The sequence below is a fragment of the Catenulispora sp. MAP12-49 genome (assembly GCF_041262705.1).
Lineage (GTDB): Bacteria > Actinomycetota > Actinomycetes > Streptomycetales > Catenulisporaceae > Catenulispora.
This window is the reverse complement of sequence record NZ_JBGCCP010000005.1, coordinates 303,721-321,071: the sequence shown is the minus strand read 5'-3', so window position 1 is coordinate 321,071 and position 17,351 is coordinate 303,721. Positions and strand designations below refer to the sequence as shown.

Annotated in this window: 15 protein-coding genes and 1 pseudogene; 9 read left to right on the top strand and 7 right to left on the bottom strand. The window is 71.9% G+C overall.

All coding sequences use genetic code 11. The annotated features are described in order from the left end of the window. Nucleotides 1–118 precede the first annotated feature (118 nt). Nucleotides 119–2,642 (bottom strand): annotated as a pseudogene (locus tag ABIA35_RS13800) (ATP-dependent Clp protease ATP-binding subunit). 66 nt (nucleotides 2,643–2,708) lie between these two features. Then, nucleotides 2,709–3,485: a hypothetical protein gene (locus ABIA35_RS13795; RefSeq protein WP_370358123.1), complete on the bottom strand. Its 777-nt coding sequence runs from the start codon at nucleotides 3,483–3,485 to the stop codon at nucleotides 2,709–2,711. A 63-nt stretch (nucleotides 3,486–3,548) separates the two neighbouring features. On the opposite strand from ABIA35_RS13795, the gene ABIA35_RS13790 reads away from it, so the two are divergent. The 5 genes from ABIA35_RS13790 to ABIA35_RS13770 are packed head-to-tail and all read left to right on the top strand — an operon-like array spanning nucleotide 3,549 to nucleotide 7,335. Next, nucleotides 3,549–4,316, top strand: a complete 768-nt coding sequence (locus tag ABIA35_RS13790; RefSeq protein WP_370358122.1) for a Type 1 glutamine amidotransferase-like domain-containing protein — start codon at nucleotides 3,549–3,551, stop codon at nucleotides 4,314–4,316. A 37-nt stretch (nucleotides 4,317–4,353) separates the two neighbouring features. Next, on the top strand, nucleotides 4,354–4,704 hold the full coding sequence (locus tag ABIA35_RS13785) for a UBP-type zinc finger domain-containing protein (RefSeq protein ID WP_370336779.1): 351 nt from the start codon (nucleotides 4,354–4,356) through the stop codon (nucleotides 4,702–4,704). Between the two features lie 49 nt (nucleotides 4,705–4,753). Further along, nucleotides 4,754–5,482: an HD domain-containing protein gene (locus tag ABIA35_RS13780; RefSeq protein WP_370358121.1), complete on the top strand. Its 729-nt coding sequence runs from the start codon at nucleotides 4,754–4,756 to the stop codon at nucleotides 5,480–5,482. 54 nt (nucleotides 5,483–5,536) lie between these two features. After that, nucleotides 5,537–6,142 (top strand): RNA polymerase sigma factor, encoded by a 606-nt coding sequence (locus ABIA35_RS13775; RefSeq protein ID WP_370336783.1) that lies wholly within the window; start codon nucleotides 5,537–5,539, stop codon nucleotides 6,140–6,142. 26 nt (nucleotides 6,143–6,168) lie between these two features. Beyond that, nucleotides 6,169–7,335, top strand: coding sequence for a hypothetical protein (locus ABIA35_RS13770; protein WP_370358120.1), 1,167 nt, complete (start codon nucleotides 6,169–6,171; stop codon nucleotides 7,333–7,335). A 484-nt stretch (nucleotides 7,336–7,819) separates the two neighbouring features. Here ABIA35_RS13770 and ABIA35_RS13765 read toward each other — a convergent pair whose 3' ends face one another. Together ABIA35_RS13765 and ABIA35_RS13760 are read right to left on the bottom strand one after the other, a co-directional pair. After that, complete coding sequence (locus tag ABIA35_RS13765; RefSeq protein WP_370358119.1) at nucleotides 7,820–8,521, bottom strand: response regulator; 702 nt, start codon at nucleotides 8,519–8,521, stop codon at nucleotides 7,820–7,822. A 16-nt stretch (nucleotides 8,522–8,537) separates the two neighbouring features. Next, nucleotides 8,538–9,713, bottom strand: a complete 1,176-nt coding sequence (locus ABIA35_RS13760) for a sensor histidine kinase (protein WP_370336789.1) — start codon at nucleotides 9,711–9,713, stop codon at nucleotides 8,538–8,540. 131 nt (nucleotides 9,714–9,844) lie between these two features. On the opposite strand from ABIA35_RS13760, the gene ABIA35_RS13755 reads away from it, so the two are divergent. Further along, a complete protein-coding gene (locus ABIA35_RS13755; protein WP_370358118.1) occupies nucleotides 9,845–10,756 on the top strand; it encodes an ATP-binding cassette domain-containing protein in 912 nt (303 codons plus the stop codon). Further along, nucleotides 10,753–11,547: an ABC transporter permease gene (locus ABIA35_RS13750; RefSeq protein ID WP_370336793.1), complete on the top strand. Its 795-nt coding sequence runs from the start codon at nucleotides 10,753–10,755 to the stop codon at nucleotides 11,545–11,547. The genes ABIA35_RS13755 and ABIA35_RS13750 overlap by 4 nt, the downstream gene beginning before the upstream one ends. A 5-nt stretch (nucleotides 11,548–11,552) precedes the next feature. Here the strand turns inward: ABIA35_RS13750 and ABIA35_RS13745 are convergent, their stop codons facing one another. Continuing rightward, nucleotides 11,553–12,797, bottom strand: coding sequence for an MFS transporter (locus ABIA35_RS13745; protein WP_370358117.1), 1,245 nt, complete (start codon nucleotides 12,795–12,797; stop codon nucleotides 11,553–11,555). A 62-nt stretch (nucleotides 12,798–12,859) separates the two neighbouring features. Further along, nucleotides 12,860–13,738, bottom strand: coding sequence for an esterase (locus ABIA35_RS13740; protein WP_370358116.1), 879 nt, complete (start codon nucleotides 13,736–13,738; stop codon nucleotides 12,860–12,862). A gap of 24 nt (nucleotides 13,739–13,762) precedes the next feature. Between ABIA35_RS13740 and ABIA35_RS13735 the strand changes: the two genes are divergently transcribed. Both ABIA35_RS13735 and ABIA35_RS13730 read left to right on the top strand, forming a co-directional pair. Then, complete coding sequence (locus ABIA35_RS13735) at nucleotides 13,763–15,880, top strand: histidine kinase (protein WP_370358115.1); 2,118 nt, start codon at nucleotides 13,763–13,765, stop codon at nucleotides 15,878–15,880. Between the two features lie 10 nt (nucleotides 15,881–15,890). Continuing rightward, nucleotides 15,891–16,706 carry an LLM class F420-dependent oxidoreductase gene (locus tag ABIA35_RS13730; RefSeq protein ID WP_370358114.1) on the top strand — a complete coding sequence of 272 codons (816 nt, stop codon included), beginning with the start codon at nucleotides 15,891–15,893 and terminating at the stop codon, nucleotides 16,704–16,706. A gap of 1 nt (nucleotide 16,707) precedes the next feature. Here the strand turns inward: ABIA35_RS13730 and ABIA35_RS13725 are convergent, their stop codons facing one another. Beyond that, entirely contained in the window at nucleotides 16,708–17,316 is a 609-nt protein-coding gene (locus tag ABIA35_RS13725) for a DNA-binding response regulator (RefSeq protein ID WP_370336802.1), read from the bottom strand. Between the last annotated feature and the right edge of the window lie 35 nt (nucleotides 17,317–17,351).

The following is a 17,351-nucleotide window of genomic DNA, read 5'->3' as shown; positions in this document are numbered from 1 at the left end:
GTCCGCGCGGGCTCAGCCCGAATGCCCCCGAACGAGCGACGTCGTAACGCGCGATGCCGTAACGAGTGACGCCGCCGCGGACCCCATCCGCGGCGGCGCCCGAACCGGCCTCGTCGCCTCAGCCGGCCGCCCCGGCCCCGACCGGCTCGCTGCCGTGCTTCACACTGCACACCAGCTTGTCGTCGGCCTCGTCCGCGACGATCGTGTCCCCGGGGGTGGTGTCCCCGGACAGCAGCAGCGAGGCGACCTTGTTGTCCAGCTCCGCCTGGATGGTCCGGCGCAGCGGCCGCGCCCCGAACTCCGGCTTGTAGCCGCGCTCGACGAGCCAGTCCTTGGCCTTCTCCGTGACCTCCAGGCCGAGCTCCTGGGCCTTGAGCCGGCGGCGGGAGCCGTCCAGCATCAGGTCCACGATGTCGCCCATCTCGTCCTTGCCGAGGCTGTGGAAGATCACCACCTCGTCCAGCCGGTTGATGAACTCCGGCGGGAAGAAGCCGCGGACCTGGTCCATCAGCTGGTCGCGGATCTCGTCGGTCTGGCCGGAGTGCGCCAGGATCAGCTGGCTGCCGATGTTGGAGGTCATGATGACCACCGTGTGGCGGAAGTCGACGGTGCGGCCCTGCGCGTCCGTGAGCCGGCCGTCGTCCAGGACCTGGAGCAGGGTGTTGAAGATGTCCGGGTGCGCCTTCTCCACCTCGTCGAACAGGATCACCGAGTAGGGCTTGCGGCGTACCTTCTCGGTGAGCTGCCCGGCCTCCTCGTAGCCGACATATCCGGGCGGGGAGCCCAGCAGCCGGGAGACCGTGTGCTTCTCCTGGAACTCGCTCATGTCGAAGCGGATCAGCCGGTCCTCGTCGCCGAACAGCAGCTCGGCCAGGGCCTTGGCCAGTTCGGTCTTGCCCACGCCGGTGGGCCCGAGGAACAGGAACGAGCCGGTCGGCCGGTCCGGGTCGCCCATGCCGGCCCGGGAGCGGCGGACGGCCTCGGCGATCGCGGTGACCGCCTCCTGCTGGCCGACCACGCGGTCGTGCAGGGACTCCTCCAGCTTCAGCAGGCGCGTCTTCTCGTCCTCGTTCAGCTGCGCGACCGGGATGCCGGTGCGCCGGGAGACGACCTCGGCGATGTCGTTCTCGGTCACCTTCAGGGCGCCCTCGCGGCGCTCCTCGATGGTGGCCACCTCGTCGCTGATCTCCTCGATCTGGCCCTTCAACTGCTTGGCGCGGTCGTAGTTCTCCGAGGACACGGCCTCGTCGCGCTCGCGGGTGAGCTTGGCCAGCTTGTCCTCGCGCTCGATGGCCTCGGTGGACTTGCCCAGGTTGCGCAGCCGGATGCGGGCGCCGGCCTGGTCGATCAGGTCGATGGCCTTGTCCGGCAGGAAGCGGTCGGAGATGTAGCGGTCGGACATCGCCGCCGCGGCCAGGAGTGCCTCATCGGTGAACTTCACGCCGTGGTGCGCCTCGTAGCGGTCGCGCAGGCCCTCCAGGATCTGGACCGTCTCCTCGACCGTGGGCTCGGCGATCAGCACCGGCTGGAAGCGCCGTTCCAGCGCGGCGTCCTTCTCGATGTTCTTGCGGTACTCGTCGATGGTCGTGGCGCCGATGACGTTGAGCTCGCCGCGCGAGAGCGCCGGCTTCATGATGTTGCCGGCGTCCATCGAGCCCTCGCCGCCGGAGCCCGCGCCGACGACCGTGTGCAGCTCGTCGATGAACAGGATCGTGGAGTCGGCGGCCTTGCCGACCTCGTCGATCACGTTCTTCAGCCGCTCCTCGAACTCCCCGCGGTACTTCGACCCGGCGACCAGCGCCGCCAGGTCCAGCGCCACGACGCGCTTGTTCTCCAGCGTCTTGGGGACGTCGCCGGACAGGATGCGCTGCGCCAGGCCCTCCACGATCGCGGTCTTGCCCACGCCGGGGTCGCCGATCAGCACCGGGTTGTTCTTGGTGCGCCGGGACAGCACCTCGACGGTCTGCTCGATCTCGTCGGCGCGGCCCACCACCGGGTCGAGCTTGCCGGCCTTGGCGTCCTCGGTCATGTCCCGGCCGTACTCGTCCAGGGTCGGGGTGTCCGAGGGCTGCTCGGGACCGGCCGGCATGCCCTCGGCGCGCGAGGCGTTGGTGATGCGCTTGCCGAGGTCCTTGGGGTCCACCTGGGTGTTGTTCAGGACGTGGCCGGCGCCGGAGTCCGGATCCTCGGTGAGCGCGGCCAGGATGTGCTGGGGCCCGATGTAGGTCGAGCCGGAGGACTGCGACAGCTCGTGCGCGCGCATCAGGACGCGCTTGGCCGAGGGGGTCAGGCCCGGCTCGGAGGACGGCGTGCTGCCGGAGGCCGGCAGCGACTTCTCGATGGTCTGGGCCAGCCGGTCCGGGTCCACGTTGGCCGCGGCCAGGATGCCGCGGGTGGGCTCCACCTGGGTGGCGGCCCACAGCAGGTGCTCGGTGTCCAGGTCCGAGCTGCCGTCCTGGGCCGCGCGGTGCGAGGCCGTGGAGATCAGCTCGCGGGCCGACTCGGTCAGCAGCTGACCGAGTCGGCACCCGCTGGACCCGCGGCGGCGAGAACTCCGGGGACATCCCGAAGAACCGATTGAGCAGGTCGTTGAAGGGATCGTCGGAGCGGTCGAAGAAGCCGCCGAAGGAGCTCATGGACATGAATCCAGACAACACCCGCTCTGCGAGGTCCGCACCGCGAGACTGCGCCGAGCGGGTAGGCGGCCCTTACAGCGCGGACGCTGGGGAATCGGCCACAGCGCCCTCGGCCAAGACACCCTCGGCCACAGCACCTTCGGCCAGCGCCAGCGCGAGCGCCCGGCCGGGACACACCCGGGGGCCGCTGCCGAACGCCAGCCCGACCGGGCCGACTTCCAGCAGCACCGGCTCGCCTTCGGGGATCTCGACCGTGCCGACCCGCGTGGCCGCGATCGCGATCCGGCGCATGACCTGGACCGGAGGCGCGCTGCGCACGGTGGCGTGGACGTCGCCCGAACCGTCCCGCGCGGCCGCGATCAGGGCCGAGGTGGCGTCACACGCCTGGACGAGGATGCCCACCCGGTTCGCGGCCTGTTCCGGATCGCCGGCTCCCATCAGCGGCAGCAGCAACCGCACGGCGTCGTCGTCGGCCGGGTCGTCCCCGCCGAAGTAGTTGTCGGCCACCGTGCACAGCGCGGCGACCGCGGCGTCGTCCAGATCCGGCAGCCGCATCGCCTGCGCGAGGGAACGCAGGACGCGTGTCCGATCGTCGCCGGACCGGCTGAACTGTCCGGCGGCCAGGCGGCGCAGCGCGTCCACGTCGATGCGTGCCAGCTCTGCTTCCACATAGGCACGGCGGCGCGCGTGGACCTCCCCGTGCGCGAACCGCGCGACCGTGGCCCGCAGCCACGCCATCGAGCCCACGGCCTCGGCCCCCGATCCGGGCCCGGTCGCGGCGGGCAGCGGGACCAGCGAGGGATCGGCCAGCGCGGCCTCGATGTCGGTGCGCGAAGTGAGAGTGACCATGCCGCGACCCTATGGCCGGGTCGCTTCGGCACTCCCCGAAGTGTCCGGCTAGGCTTGGCGATCATGGCAGGCCACATTGTCGCGACCGGTGCCGGACGGGCTCTCATGGAGCGCCGGAACGACCCCTACCACGAGTTCGTCCTGGGCCTCACCGGCAAGGAGCGCCCCCGGGTCCTGTTCCTGCCGACCGCCACCGGCGACGACCCGGCGTACATCGTCTCCTTCTACGAGACGTACACCGCCGACCGCTGCGAGCCGTTCCACCTGCGCCTGTTCACCCGCACGGTCGGCGACCTGCGCGCGTTCGTGCTGTCGATGGACCTGATCACCGTCGGCGGCGGCAACACCGCGAACATGCTCGACGTCTGGCGCCGCCAGGGCCTGGACGTGATCCTGCGCGAGGCGTGGGAGAACGGCGCCGTGCTCACCGGCGGCAGCGCGGGCGCGCTGTGCTGGTTCCACGGCGGGACCACCGACTCCTTCGGCCTGCCCTACCAGGTGCTCGCGGACGGCTTGGGCTTTTTGGACGGCAGCGTCTGCCCGCACTACGACGGCGAGGGGTCCCGCCGTCCGGTGTACCGCGACGCGCTGCTGTCCGGCGTGCTCCCGGCCGGGTACGGCGTCGACGACCTCGTGGGGCTGCACTTCCACGGCCCGGACTTCGTCGAGGCGGTCAGCTCCTCGGCGGCCGGCGGCGCGCTGCGTATCTCGGTCGTGGACGGGATGATCGCCGAGACCCGGATCCCGGTCCGGCAGCTGCCCCCGGCGTTCTCGGTCTCGGACCCGGTTCTGGACTCGGCCTTGTACGGGGGCCGCGTTCCGAGCAGCTGACGCGCGCTCACGCCCCGGGCCGGGTAGCGTCTGGAGCATGTCCATCCCAGGAGTCGATCCCAGCGTTCCGCCGAGCGGCACCGGTTGCGTCGAGTGCGACGAGAGCGGCGGCTGGTGGGTGCACCTTCGCCGCTGTACGCAGTGCGGCCACATCGGCTGCTGCGACAACTCGCCGGAGCAGCACGGCCGCAAGCACGCCGCCTCGAGCGGGCACAGCATGATCACCAGTTTCGAGCCCGGCGAGGACTGGTTCTACGACTTCAGCAACGACAACTTCTACGAGTCCGGCCCCGCGCTGGCTCCGCCGGACAGCCACCCGGCCGACCAGCCGGTGCCCGGGCCGAAGGGCCGCGTGCCGGTCGACTGGCAGAGCAAGCTGAACCCGTAACAGGAGGCGGGCTGGAGCCCGTTCCCCCGACCCCGCTAGATTCGCCGCCATGGACGGCATCGAGCGGGGTCAGTTGTCAGTCATGCCCATCCACGCCGTGACGGAGGTCTACGGCGAAGCGGGGCTGCGCATGCTCTTCGAGATCGAGAGCGAGGCGTTCCCCGACCAGGAGCGCGCCACGATGCTGCGCGCCGAGCGGGTCGCCTCGCGGCTGCACGCCGGCGACAAGCGCGTCCGCGAGCCGTATGTCAACCATCTGCTACGGGTCGCCCTCCGGATCATCCGCCACTACCAGGTGCGCGACGCCGAGGTGATCGTCGCCGCGCTGCTGCACGACGCCGTCGAGGACCACCCGCGCGATCTGGCCGACCTGGCCGGCGACGCCGAACGCGCCGCGGGCGAGCGGAACGCGGCGCTGACGATGCTCGCCCGGGCCTTCACGCCGCGGGTGGCGAACCTGATCGCCTCGGTCACCAACCCCGACTACGACCCCGGGCGCGACCGCGGGGAGCAGTACCGGGAGCACGTCGTGGAGAGCCTGGAAGTGGATCCGTGGGCGCGGGTCATCAAGCTGTCGGACTTCACCGACAACGGCGTCGGCATCATCCACACCACCGGGCCGAAGGTCCGTAAGGCTTCTGCGAAGTACGCACCGCTTGTTCCGCAGTTGCGTGATTTCGCCCTGCGCGACGACACGCCGCTGAGCGCCGAAGTGAAGGCGCACATAGTCGGGCAGCTCGATCTCGCGGCCGAACGATTCCGAGCCATCCTCGGGTAGCTCGGGTAGGCTGCCCGGCGGGGTGGGTCCAAGACCTTCGTATCAAGGACCCCAATGCTGGATGGGCAAGATATAGCGGACGCCCTCGCAGGCGCCGTTCGCGGTGACGAGGCTTCCTTCGCCGTGCTCTGGCGCGCCCTGAACCCGCCGCTGCTGCGCTATCTCCGAGTCCTGATCCCCGGGGCCTGCGAGGACGTCGCCTCCGAGACCTGGCTGCAGGCCTCGCGCGACCTGGGCGGCTTCACCGGGGACGCCAAACAGTTCCAGGTGTGGCTGTTCCGCATCGCCCGCAACCGCGCGATCGACGAGGGCCGCCGCAATCAGCGCGTGTTGGACCTGCCGGTCCCCACGCTGCCCGAACAGCGTTCGAGCGACGACACCGCCGAGGAGGCGCTGGCGGCGATGGCCACCCGCCGCGCGCTGGCGGCCATCGCCGCGCTGCCCCGCGACCAGGCCGAGGCGGTCCTGCTGCGGGCCGTGGCCGGACTGTCCGCCGACCAGGCCGGCTCGGTGGTCGGCAAGCGCGCCGGCGCCGTGCGGGTCGCGGCGATGCGGGGCCTGCGCACGTTGAAGAAGCGGCTCGACAAGGCCGCGGAACCGGAGAAGGCACAGGCCAAAGGGATGGCGCGGACGGGTTCGAGGGCGGGTGTAACACGATGAGGCGCAGGATCGCTCCTTCGGGCACGATGCGTACGACAGGGAACTCCCCACGGGCCCTCGGCCGCCGGCGACCGGGTCGCCGCGCCGCCGAGGAGCTGCTCGACCACACCGGCGGCGCGGGAGCCGCCGGAGTGGTCCCGGGCGCGGCCGCGGGGTCCTCGCCGGCCGGACCAGGCCTCGAGCCCGGGCTCGAACCCGGGCCTGATCTCCAGGCCCTGTCCCGGCTGCTCGACGCGGCCGCCGGACCGGCCCTGGCCGCCGAGCTCTCGGGCGAGGACGCGGCCCGTGCCGCGTTCTGTGCACATAACTCGGCCGCCGCACAGCACTCTGTCGCCGCGCATCACTCCGTCTCCGCGACACCCACCAAGGAGCGACGCGTGTTCAGCAAAGCCCTTCTCGCCAAGACCCTGACGGTCAAGATAGCCGTCGCGGTATGCGGCGTGTCCGTGGTCGGCGTCTCCGCCGCCGCCGCGACGAACTCACTGCCATCCGGCATCCAGTCCAAGGCCCACTCCCTGGGCTTCCCGGCCCCCAAGCCCGCCACGATCCACAACGACATCCTGTCCGGAGCCCACCACGACTCCGACCTTCCGCACCCGGGCACGCCGACCCCCACCGGCACGTCCGCGAAACCCGCCGCCGCGCACGACGACCAGGCCGCGCTCGACGCGGCCGGCGCGAAGCTCCTCGGCGACGACGGCTTCCGCCTGTGCAAGGCCGCCGAGGACGGCGACCGCGACGACCAGGGCCACGACCTGACCGCGACGGAGCTGCAGAAGCTGGCCAAGGCCGCGAACGTCCCGGCCGCCGACATCGCCCGCCTCCAGTCCCGCCTCGACGCCGAGCGCAGCCAGGCCCAGAAGCGCATGCAGGACTTCTGCGACCGCCTGGCCCAGGCCGAGAAGGACGCCCGCGAGGGCCACGTCCCGACCTTCCCGATCCCCACCCCGCACCCCGGCGACGGCTGGCCCACCACCTGGCCGACCACCTGGCCGACGCAGCTGCCGACGATCCCCGGCCTGCCCACGCACCTGCCCACCGGCCTGCCCACCCACCTGCCGACCGCCCCGCCCTCGCACCTGCCGACCAGCCTGCCCACCGGCTGGCCGATCGACGGCGGACCGCAGAACCCGGTCGACCCGATCCACCCGGGGGTGCCCTCGGCTTCGGGGAGCGGTGGCGGGCAGCACTGATAACAGAACTCTGATAACGCCGTTGCTGCGCTGGCTCTTCGGCGGATCCCGCGGCACCCGGTGCTTCTCACCCACCCACCCCATCTGCGCCGGGTGCCCGCGGAACCGCTCGGCCGCCTCGCGTTGAGGCGGGACGGAAGTGTCGCGACAACGCGGTGAACCGTGCCCTATCCTGCGTCGGGTCTGTGCTGTCGGAGGGGATCGGGGACGCGTTCATGAGCTGTCCGGCGGCGCGCACATCGGACCCTATGGCGGGCCGCTGCTGCTCGCCGACGGTGCGAACATCCCGCCGGCCGAGGTGACCTGGTTGCAGGGACACTCCGCGTTCTTCAACACCATCGACGTGTTCGGCGGGACCAAGGTGGTGCCGCAGGCTGCTGTGACGCAGGCCGCGAACACCGCGTGGGGTGCCGGGAACTGGAGCTGAGCGCCGTGGCGTGCCCGCCCGGCCGCCTGGTCGGTCGGGCAGGCCGCGGTTGTTCCCTCAAAGCCTGGCCAGCCCCGCCCGATAAGCCAGGATCACCAGATGCACCCGGTCGCGGGCATCGAGCTTCGCGAGCATCCGGGTCACGTGCGTCTTCACCGTCGTGGAGCTGATGTAGAGCCGCTCGCCGATCTCCGCGTTCGACAGGCCTTCGGCGACCAGCGTCAGGACCTCGCGTTCGCGTTCGCTGAGCCGGGCCAGGATCGGCGTGCCGGGCGTGCCGGGCGTGTCCGATGTGCTTTGCGTGCCCGGCGTGGCGGCGGCCTGCGCCGGCTCGGGCCGCCGGGCGAAGTCCTCGATCAGCCTGCGGGTCACGCTCGGGGCGATCAGTGCCTCGCCGGCCGCGACCACGCGGACGGCCGCCAGGATGTCCGGCAGCGCCATGTCCTTCACCAGGAAGCCCGATGCGCCGGCGCGCAGTGCGGCGTACACGTGCTCGTCCTCGTCGAAGGTCGTCAGGATCAGGACCCGGGCGCCGAGGGCTGCGGCGGTGATCCGGCGGGTGGCCTCGATGCCGTCCATGCCGGGCATGCGGATGTCCATCATCACGACGTCCGGCGCGGTCTCCCGGGCCAGACGCACCGCTTCGGCGCCGGTGCCCGCCTCGCCGGCGAGTTCCAGGTCCGGCGCGGAGTCGATGACCATCCGCAGCGCCGCGCGCGCCAGCGGCTGGTCGTCCACGAGCAGCACCCGTACCGCCATCTCAGTCCCCTTATATTCAGACGCCGGCCGGCAGGGGCAGCGTCGCCGCGACCCGGAATCCGCCGCCGGGCCGAGGTCCGGCCTCGAACTCCCCGCCGAGCAACGTGACCCGTTCCTGGATGCCCACCAGGCCGTAGCCGCCGGTCGGCGGCGCGGCTGTCTTCCCGCCGACTCCGTCGTCCGTCACCTCGATCGCCACGGACGCCGCCGAGAACGTCACGGCGACCCGGCATTCGCCGGCAACGGCGTGCCGGACCACGTTCGTCACCGACTCCTGCACGATCCGGAACCCGGCCAACCCGATGTCCGGTGGCAGGGCCCTGCGTTCCCCGCGCCACTCGACGCCGACCCGCACCCCCGCGGCGGTCGTCGCCTCTGCGAGGCGTTCGATGTCGTCCAGGGCCGGCATCGGTGCCGAGCCCTGCGAGTCCGTGTCCTGATTCCGCAGCGACACCAGCATCCGCCGCAGCCCGGACAGCGTCTCCCGGCTCGTCGACTCGATCGCGCGCACCGCCTCGCGCGCCTTGCCGGGCTCCGCGTCGATCAGCATCGACGCCGCCCCGGCCTGCAACGCGATCACGCCGACGGTGTGCGCGATCATGTCGTGCAGTTCGCGCGCGATCCGCAGCCGCTCGGTCATCGCCGCCTGCGCCATCGCGTGCGCGCCGACGTCCCGCGCGTGCTCCCGCGCCTGGCGCGTGGCGTCGCCGACGAACCACATCACGACCGCCGCCAGCGCGACCGCGGTCTGCGTCGAGAACACCACCGGCCAACTGCCGAGCTTGCGGGCCACGCCGTACGCGGTCAGCACGGCCAGGGTCAGGCCCAGCACCGTCAGCGAGGCCCGCCGCGGCTGCGAGCCGGCGATGAAGACCAGCGCCACGGCGACATCTGTGAACTGGGTGAAGGCGACGGCTGTCGAGTTCAGACACAGCGCGCCGCCGATCGCTCCGGCGACGATCAGCGTGTGCGCGGCGATCGGACGCCGCTGCAGCAACATCCCGCCGGCGACGGTCGCGATCCCGCTCAGGACCAACAGATCCCAGAGGTCCACGGGCCATGTGGACCAGACCTCGACACGCGGGCCCACCACCGACAAGATCGCGTACACCGTGGACGCGCTCCAGGCCAGCACCACCCACACTCCAGGCTGCACCCGCTTCAGGCGCGGGGCGGCGGGCACGGTGGTCATGGGCATGATCGTAATTGCGAAGGCGGCTCAAGGAATCGGCCAGTGGGTGTACGCCCCCGGCGTACACGTGCGCTGTGATTAGTCTGCTGAGCCGACGCGGGGTTACACGCGGCCCCGGCACCGTTGACCCCATGATCGAGATGACGGAGTTGACGAAGCGCTACGGCGGCCGGACCGCCGTCGACGCCCTCACCTGCACCGTGCGCCCCGGCCACGTGACGGGGTTCCTCGGCCCCAACGGCGCCGGCAAGTCCACCACCCTGCGGATGATCCTCGGGCTGAACAAGCCCACCTCGGGCACGGTCACCGTGAGCGGCAAGGAGTTCCGCAGCCTGCCGCGCGGCCTGCGGCACGCCGGCGGCCTGCTCGACGCCGGCGACGTCCACCCCGGCCACAGCGGCTGGAACCACCTGCTGGCGCTGGCCAGGACCAACGCCATCCCGAAGCAGCGGGTCCAGGAGGTGCTGGAGCAGGTCGGCCTCGCCTCGGCCGCGAAGCGCCGGATCGGCGGCTACTCGCTCGGGATGCGGCAGCGGCTGGGCATCGCCTCCGCGCTGCTCGGCGACCCGCCGGTGCTGCTGTTCGACGAGCCGCTCAACGGGCTCGATCCCGAGGGCGTGCTGTGGGTTCGCACGCTGTTCCGGGACCTGGCGGCCGAGGGACGCACGGTGCTGGTCAGCAGCCATCTGATGACCGAGATGGAGCACACGGCCGACCGGTTGATCGTGATCGGGAAGGGGCGGCTCATCGCGGACGAGCCGGTGGCGGACTTCGCGGCCCGCAGTTCCGCGACGTCCGTCGTCGTCCGCACTCCGACGCCGGCCGAGGTCCGCGACCTGCTCGCGGCCGCCGGGGGAAGCGTCGCCGTCGAGGACGCCGAGACGTTGCGCGTCACCGGCCTGGCCGCGGCGCGGATCAGCGAGCTGGCATTCCAGGCGCGCTTGCTGCTGCACGAGGTGACCACACATACCGCCTCGCTGGAGGAGGCCTTCATGGAACTGACCGCCGACAGCGTCGAATACCTGGCAGGAGCCAAGCGATGAGCGACTTCACGAACCTGATGGCCGCCGAGTGGATCAAGATGCGCTCGCTGCGCTCCATGCGCTGGGGGATGGCGCTGTCGGCGGCGGGCATCCTGTGGATGAACGTCAACGCGGCGCTCGCCGACGCGAGCAACTACAAGAAGGGCGACCGCAGCAGCCCCGTCGACGGCCAGCACGAGATCTTCACCAACAACAGCCACCTGGTCGTGCTGATGGTCTTCGGCGCGCTCGGCGCGATCCTGATGGTCGGCGAGTACAGCACCGGTCTGATCCGCGGCACCTTCGCCGCCGTCCCGGACCGCAACGCGGTCGTCGCCGCGAAGATCGTGGTCGCGACCCTGGCGGCGACGGTGGCCGGGCTGGTGGTCGTCGCCGCGTCCTACGCCTGCACCCAGGCGATCATCGCCGGCGACTACGGCGCGCTGAGCCCCACGACCCACGGCCTCCCGATGTTCCTTGCGGCCTCGGTCCTGCTGTTCCCCTTGTCGGCGCTGGTCGGCCTGGGTATCGGAACCCTGATCCGCAACAGCGCGAGCACGATCGTCGCGGTGGTGACCATCCTGATGCTGGTCCCGAACTTCCTCGTCTCCCGCATCCACGCCTGGATCAACGACCTTCACAACGCCACGCCCTTCGCCGCCTGGCAGCGCCTCGACGGCGGGCACGGACATCCGGCCGCCCCCGGAGTGTTCGCCGATCCGACGGTCGGCGGGGCGTGGACGGTCTACGCGGTCTGGGCAGTGGTGCCGGTGCTGATCGCCTTCGCGTTGGTGCGGAAGCGGGATGTGTGAGCGTCCTAGTCCCGCAACGCCCGCCACCCAGCCAGGGCGGCGATCCCCAGCGCGATCCCCGATATCGAGAACCCCTCCCGCGGCCCGACGTACTGCACCACCGCGGCGACCCCGAACCCGCTGATCGGCGAGACACCGGTCATCGCCACGCCCCACAGGCTCATCACGCGGCCGCGCATCTCCGGCGCGCAGCGCAGCTGGGCCAACGTGTTCGCCGAGGCGATGAACCAGATCGACGTCAGCCCGAGCGCCACCATCGCCACCAGGGCCACCGGCATGGTCGGGGACAGTGCGATGCCGAGCACCGCCGCCGCGGTCGCCAACGCCAGCAGGCGGACGCGGCGGCCGGTGGGTTCGGGATGCGAGGCGGCCAGCAGCGCGCCGGGCAGGCCGCCGACGCCGAAGGCCGCCATCATCGCCCCGTATCCGCCGCCGCCCTGGTGCAGGGCGCGCTGGACCAGCGGGGGAAGGGCGACGCCCATGCCGAATATGAGGCCGGAGGCGGCAGACATCGGCAGCAGTGCGCGCATGATCGGTGAGTGGAACGCGTAGCGGATGCCCTCACGGGCTGCGCCTCGGGTCCGCCCGCGTTGTCTCAACGGGATCGTGCCGCTGCGCGATCGCATCCGGATCAGGACGAGCAGCGGGGCCAGATAAGACCCCGCATTCACTCCGAAACAGGCCGTGGCGCCCGGGCCGGCCAGCAGTGCTCCGCCCAAGCCCGGGCCCACCACCCGCGAGGCGTTCAGCGCCACCTCCCACAGACCGACCGCGCTGGCGACGCCCTCGGCCCCGACCAGGTCCACCACGTACACCTGCCGGGCCGGGGAGTCGACCGCCATCGTCGCGCCGGACACCGCCGAGGCGAGCAGGACGTTCCAGACCGCGAGGGTGCCGGTGGCGGACAGGACGGTCAGCACCGCGGCGACGCCCATCAGCACTGTTTGCGTCACGATGAGCAGCCTCCGGCGATCGGAGCGGTCCACCACCGCCCCGGCCCACGCGCCGGCGATCAGCGTCGGGCCCCAGGTGCAGACCGTCAGGACACTGAGCCACACCGCGTCGCCGGTCTGCTGGAGCATCCACCACGACAGCGCCACGGCCTGAGCCATCACCCCGGAGGCCGAGGTGATCTGGCCGGCGAACCACCAGCGGAAGTCGCGTTCTCGCAGGGCGCCGCCGATGCGGCCGAACACAGTGTCCCGGCGGATGCCTTCGGTGCCGGCATCCGCCTCGACTGTCGCGGACAAAGTCCCTCCCAGAGCAGGTCTAGACCTTACTGCGAAAGGGCACCGGTCCCAGGGGTGTTTCGTCAGGTGGTCAGTTCGCTGTCTGCTGCCGGGGGTGCGATGAGACCCTTACCGCGCAACCAGTCGCAAAGCAGGCGCGAAAGCTCGGCGGAGTTGTCGTCCATCATCAGCAAGTGGGAGTTCCCGGTGATGCCGCGCGCGGGCAGGTCGATCCATTCCGAGTCCGCGCCGATCTCGCACAGCGCGTCGTGGAAGCGGCGGGCCGAGGCGTATTCGTCGCGCCACATCTGGTCGTCGTCGAGATGATCGCCCCAGAGGAACACGTGCGGGATGGCGCGCAGGGGCGCCAGATCGGTGGTGTCCGGATCCGGGGCGCCGGACGGTTCGACGGCGATGTGTGCCCGGACGCTGTCTGGCAGCGTCAGTGCGGACCGGAAGCCGTACGGCCCGGCAGCGCTGTGGGTCAGCAGGAGGCAGGGACCGACGTGATCCAGGACAGCGTCGTAGCCGGCCTGGCGCAGTGCCGGCAGGTCGCGGTTGACCGGCACCACCTGCTTCAGGAACGCGTCGAACGCCGCGGTCGGGAACCTGCTGTCGGGATAGCCGACCCGGAACAGGTCCCACAGCGTCTGACGATCGCGGAGCAGCGCCTCGGTCGGACGGGGCCGGTAGGAGGCGCGTCCGTAGCCGACGCCGTCCGCGACCAGCACGTCGAGCCCGGCGGCCAGGAAGTCCCACTGCCAGCCCGGGCGGCCGTCCGGCGTGTCGCCGAAGCAGGCGCCGGTGAGCCCGCCGCCGTGCAGCATCAGCAGCGGGAAGGCACCGCGCGGCCGGGCCAGCCGGACGTACTGCACGTGCGCCTGGCCCTCGAAGCGGCCGTCGCTCTCGTGTCCGCCCACCGGGAATCCGCCGACCGCGGTGACGGTGATCGCCTCACGCATGGCCGCCAGTTCTACCATGAAGCGGTGGGGATCACGGGGAGCGACAGCCCGCCGCGGTTGGCGCGCGGACTGGTGTTCGCCGTGGCCGCGGCGCTGGTGTCGGTGCATGTCTTCAAGGCCGCGAGCCGGATCCCCGGTGATCCGGCGGCGGGGCTGACGATCGTCGCGGCGTGTCTGGCGATCCTGGCGCTGGAGTTCCGGCCGGCGACGTGGCCGCGCATGGCGGCGCAGCTGGTGTGCGGCTTCGCGGCGGTCGTGCCGGCCGGCGCGTCGGTCGGGCTGCTGGCGGTCCCGGTCGGAGCGGTGTTCCTGCAAGGGTTGTGGCCTCTGGTCCTCCCGGTCCTCGGGGCGACCGCGTGGGTGCAGGTGGTGCGCACGGACAGCGTGCGCGACACCGTCGACATGTGCGTCACGGTCCTGCTCGGCGGGATGGTGCTGTATGCCGTGACCACGCTTGCTGCTTTTGCCGCGCGGGTGCACGAGACCCGCCTGACCCTCGCCGCCGCCGCGGTGACCACCGAACGTCTGCGCATCGCCGAAGGGCTGGACACCGACCTGTCCTCGGGCCTGGGCCGCATCCGGGAGCTGGCGGCGAAACAGGACCCGGACGTCCTGGACGGCCTGCTCACCGACGCCCGCGCCACTCTGGCCGCGACCCGGGCCACCGCCGCCGATCTGCGCAGCCTGTCGCTCACGCCGGAGTCGGCCAGCGCCCGGGCGCTGCTCCGGTCCGCGGGCATCGAGGCGGAGGTGGTCAGCGGGCACACCGAGCCGCTGGGCCCGGCCGGGACCGTCCTGGCCACGGTGCTGCGCGAAGCCGTGACGGCGGTGGTACGCGTCGGCGACGCGCGGCGCTGCCTGATCGTCACCGGCGAGGCCGCCGGACAGGTCACGCTGCGCGTCGTCAGCGACGGCGTGCGGACCGCGGCGCTCGGGACGGACGTGCTGGACGGCCTCGCCGAGCGCGTCCGCGCCAGCGGCGGGCGGCTGGCGGCGGGACTGGAGGCGGACGGCCGCTTCGCGGTCGAGGCGTCGGTCCCGGCCACGCCGTCGGCGGCCGAGCCGGTGGACGCCCCGGAGCTGCGGCGCGCGGGGGTGCTCTACTACCTGCTGCTGGCCGCCTTCTGCGTACGGACCCTGCTTTACGTCCCGGCCGCGCTGATCGCCCCGGCCCTGGTGGTGCTGGCGGTGTTGTGCACGCTCCAGGTCGTGTACTCGGTCCGGGACGAGAAGCGGCACAGCGAGGCGGCGCTCGTCCTGTTCGCGGCGCTGACCTTCGCCCCGATGCACGCCTTCGGCCAGAACTGGATCGCCTCCCTGGGCCTGCTGACCGGCTCGCTGCTGGTCGCGCTGCCCCTGCCCCTGCCGCTGGCGGTGCCGGTGGTCGCGGCCGCGCTGGGCGTCGGCGGACTGCTCGCCGCCGCCGACGGCACGAGCGCGCTGTCGGCGGTGCTTAACGCGCTGGTGACGTGCCTGATCGTGTACGGCATGCTGCGGCTGGCCCGCCTGGTGCGCGAACTGCAGCAGGCCAACGAGGGCCTGGCGCGCGCTGCGGTGGTGGGGGAGCGGCTGCGGGCGGCGCGGGACCTGCACGACCTGTTGGGCCACGGACTGGCCGCGATCCTGCTGAAGGCGGAGCTGGCCCGGCGGCTGCGCGCCTCCGACCCCGAGCGCTGCCTGGCCGAGATCCGCGACGTGGAGCGGCTGGCGGCGCAGGGCGAGCGCGAACTACGGGCCCTGACAGGCGGACCGCGCGAGCTGTCGTTCGGCGACGAACTGGCGTCCGCGGCGGCGGTCCTGGCCGCGGCCGACGTGGCGGTGGAGGTCGAGGGCGAGGAGCTCTCGGTGCCGCCGGACGCGGGCGCGGTGCTCGGCGTGGTGCTGCGCGAGGCGGTGACCAACGTGCTGCGGCACAGCACGGCGCGGCACGCGAGGATCGCGGTCACGGCGACCGAGGCGGCCGTACGGCTGGAGGTCGAGAACGACGGGGTCGGCGCCGACGTCGGGTCGCCGGGCTCGGGCGTCGGCGGCCTGACGCTGCGCCTGGCCGAGCACGGCGGCACGCTGACCGCCGGACCGGACGACGGCTGGTATCTGCTGTGCGCGGAGCTGCCGCAATCCAGCCGCGATCAGCGTCAGTAGGCTCGTACGCATGATCGCTCAGGCTTCGTCGAAGATCCGTGTCGGCATCCAGCTGGCACCGCAGCACGTCGACTACCCGGCCATCCGCCGCGCCGCCGCGCAGGCCGAGGAACTGGGCGTGGACGTCCTGTTCAACTGGGACCACTTCTTCCCCCTCGGCAAGGTGAGCCAGGGCAAGCACTTCGAGTGCTGGACCATGCTCGGCGCCTGGGCCGAGGCCACCTCGCGGGTCGAGATCGGCCCCCTGGTCACCTGCAACAGCTACCGCAACCCGGACCTGCTCGCCGACATGGCCCGAACCGTCGACCACATCAGCGGCGGCCGCCTCATCCTCGGCATCGGCGCCGGCTTCAAGGAACGGGAGTACGTCGAGTACGGCTACGAGTTCGGCACGCCGGGCAGCCGCATCGACGACCTGGCGCGCTCCCTGCCGCGCATCGAGCACCGCTTCAGCCGCCTCGACCCGCCGCCCACCCGCAAGATCCCGGTGCTGATCGGTGGCGGCGGCGAGAAGAAGATGCTGCGGGTCGTGGCGCGTCACGCCGACATCTGGCACAGCTTCGCCGGCGGCGACGTACTGGAGCACAAGATGAAGGTGCTGGAAGAGCACTGCGCCGCGATCGGCCGGGACCCGGCGCAGATCCAGCGATCCGTTCTGGTCGGCGGGGATCCGGCCGAGTGTGAGCGCGAGGTGGAGCTCGGCGTGACTCTGTTCGTGGTGCGGGATCCGGGGCCGAGCTTCGACTTCGGGGAGCTGCGGGACTGGCTGGCGTGGCGTGACGAGCACAATCGCGACGAGCACAACCGCGACGGCGACAAGGCTTGAGCTAGACCCACCCCGCCTCGCGCGCGATCCGCACCGCGTCCGTCCGGTTCCGGGCGTTCAGCTTCCCGACGATCGCCGTCAGCACGTTGCGCACCGTCCCGGTCGACAGGTGCAGCGCGGCGGCGATCTCGGGCGGCTCGGCACCGCCGGCCAGCTCGCGCAGGACGTCCTGCTCGCGCGGTGTCAGCGGGTTCTCCGCGAGGTCCCACGCCGTGACCGCCAGCGCCGGGTCCAGGACACGGCCGCCGGCGGCGACCGTGCGGATCGCGGCGGTCAGCTCCTCCGGCGGTGCGGTCTTCAGCAGGAAGCCGTCCACCTTCGCCTCGAGCGCCCGGCGCAGCATGCCGGGGCGGCCGTTGGAGGTGAGCATCAGGGTGCGGCAGGCCGGCACCTTCTGCTTCAGCAGCGCCGCCGCTTCGAGGCCGTCGATGCCGCCGGGCATGTCGATGTCCAGCAGGGCCACGTCCGGGGCGAACACCAGCGCCTGCGGCACCACCTCGTCGCCGGTCGCGGTCTGGGCCACGACCTCCAGGTCCGGCTCCAGATCGAGCAGGGCGGCCAGGGCGCCGCGCACCACGAGCTGGTCCTCGGCCAACAGCAGTCGGATCACGTCACGACGATACCCGTGACGAGGTCACGGGTGAT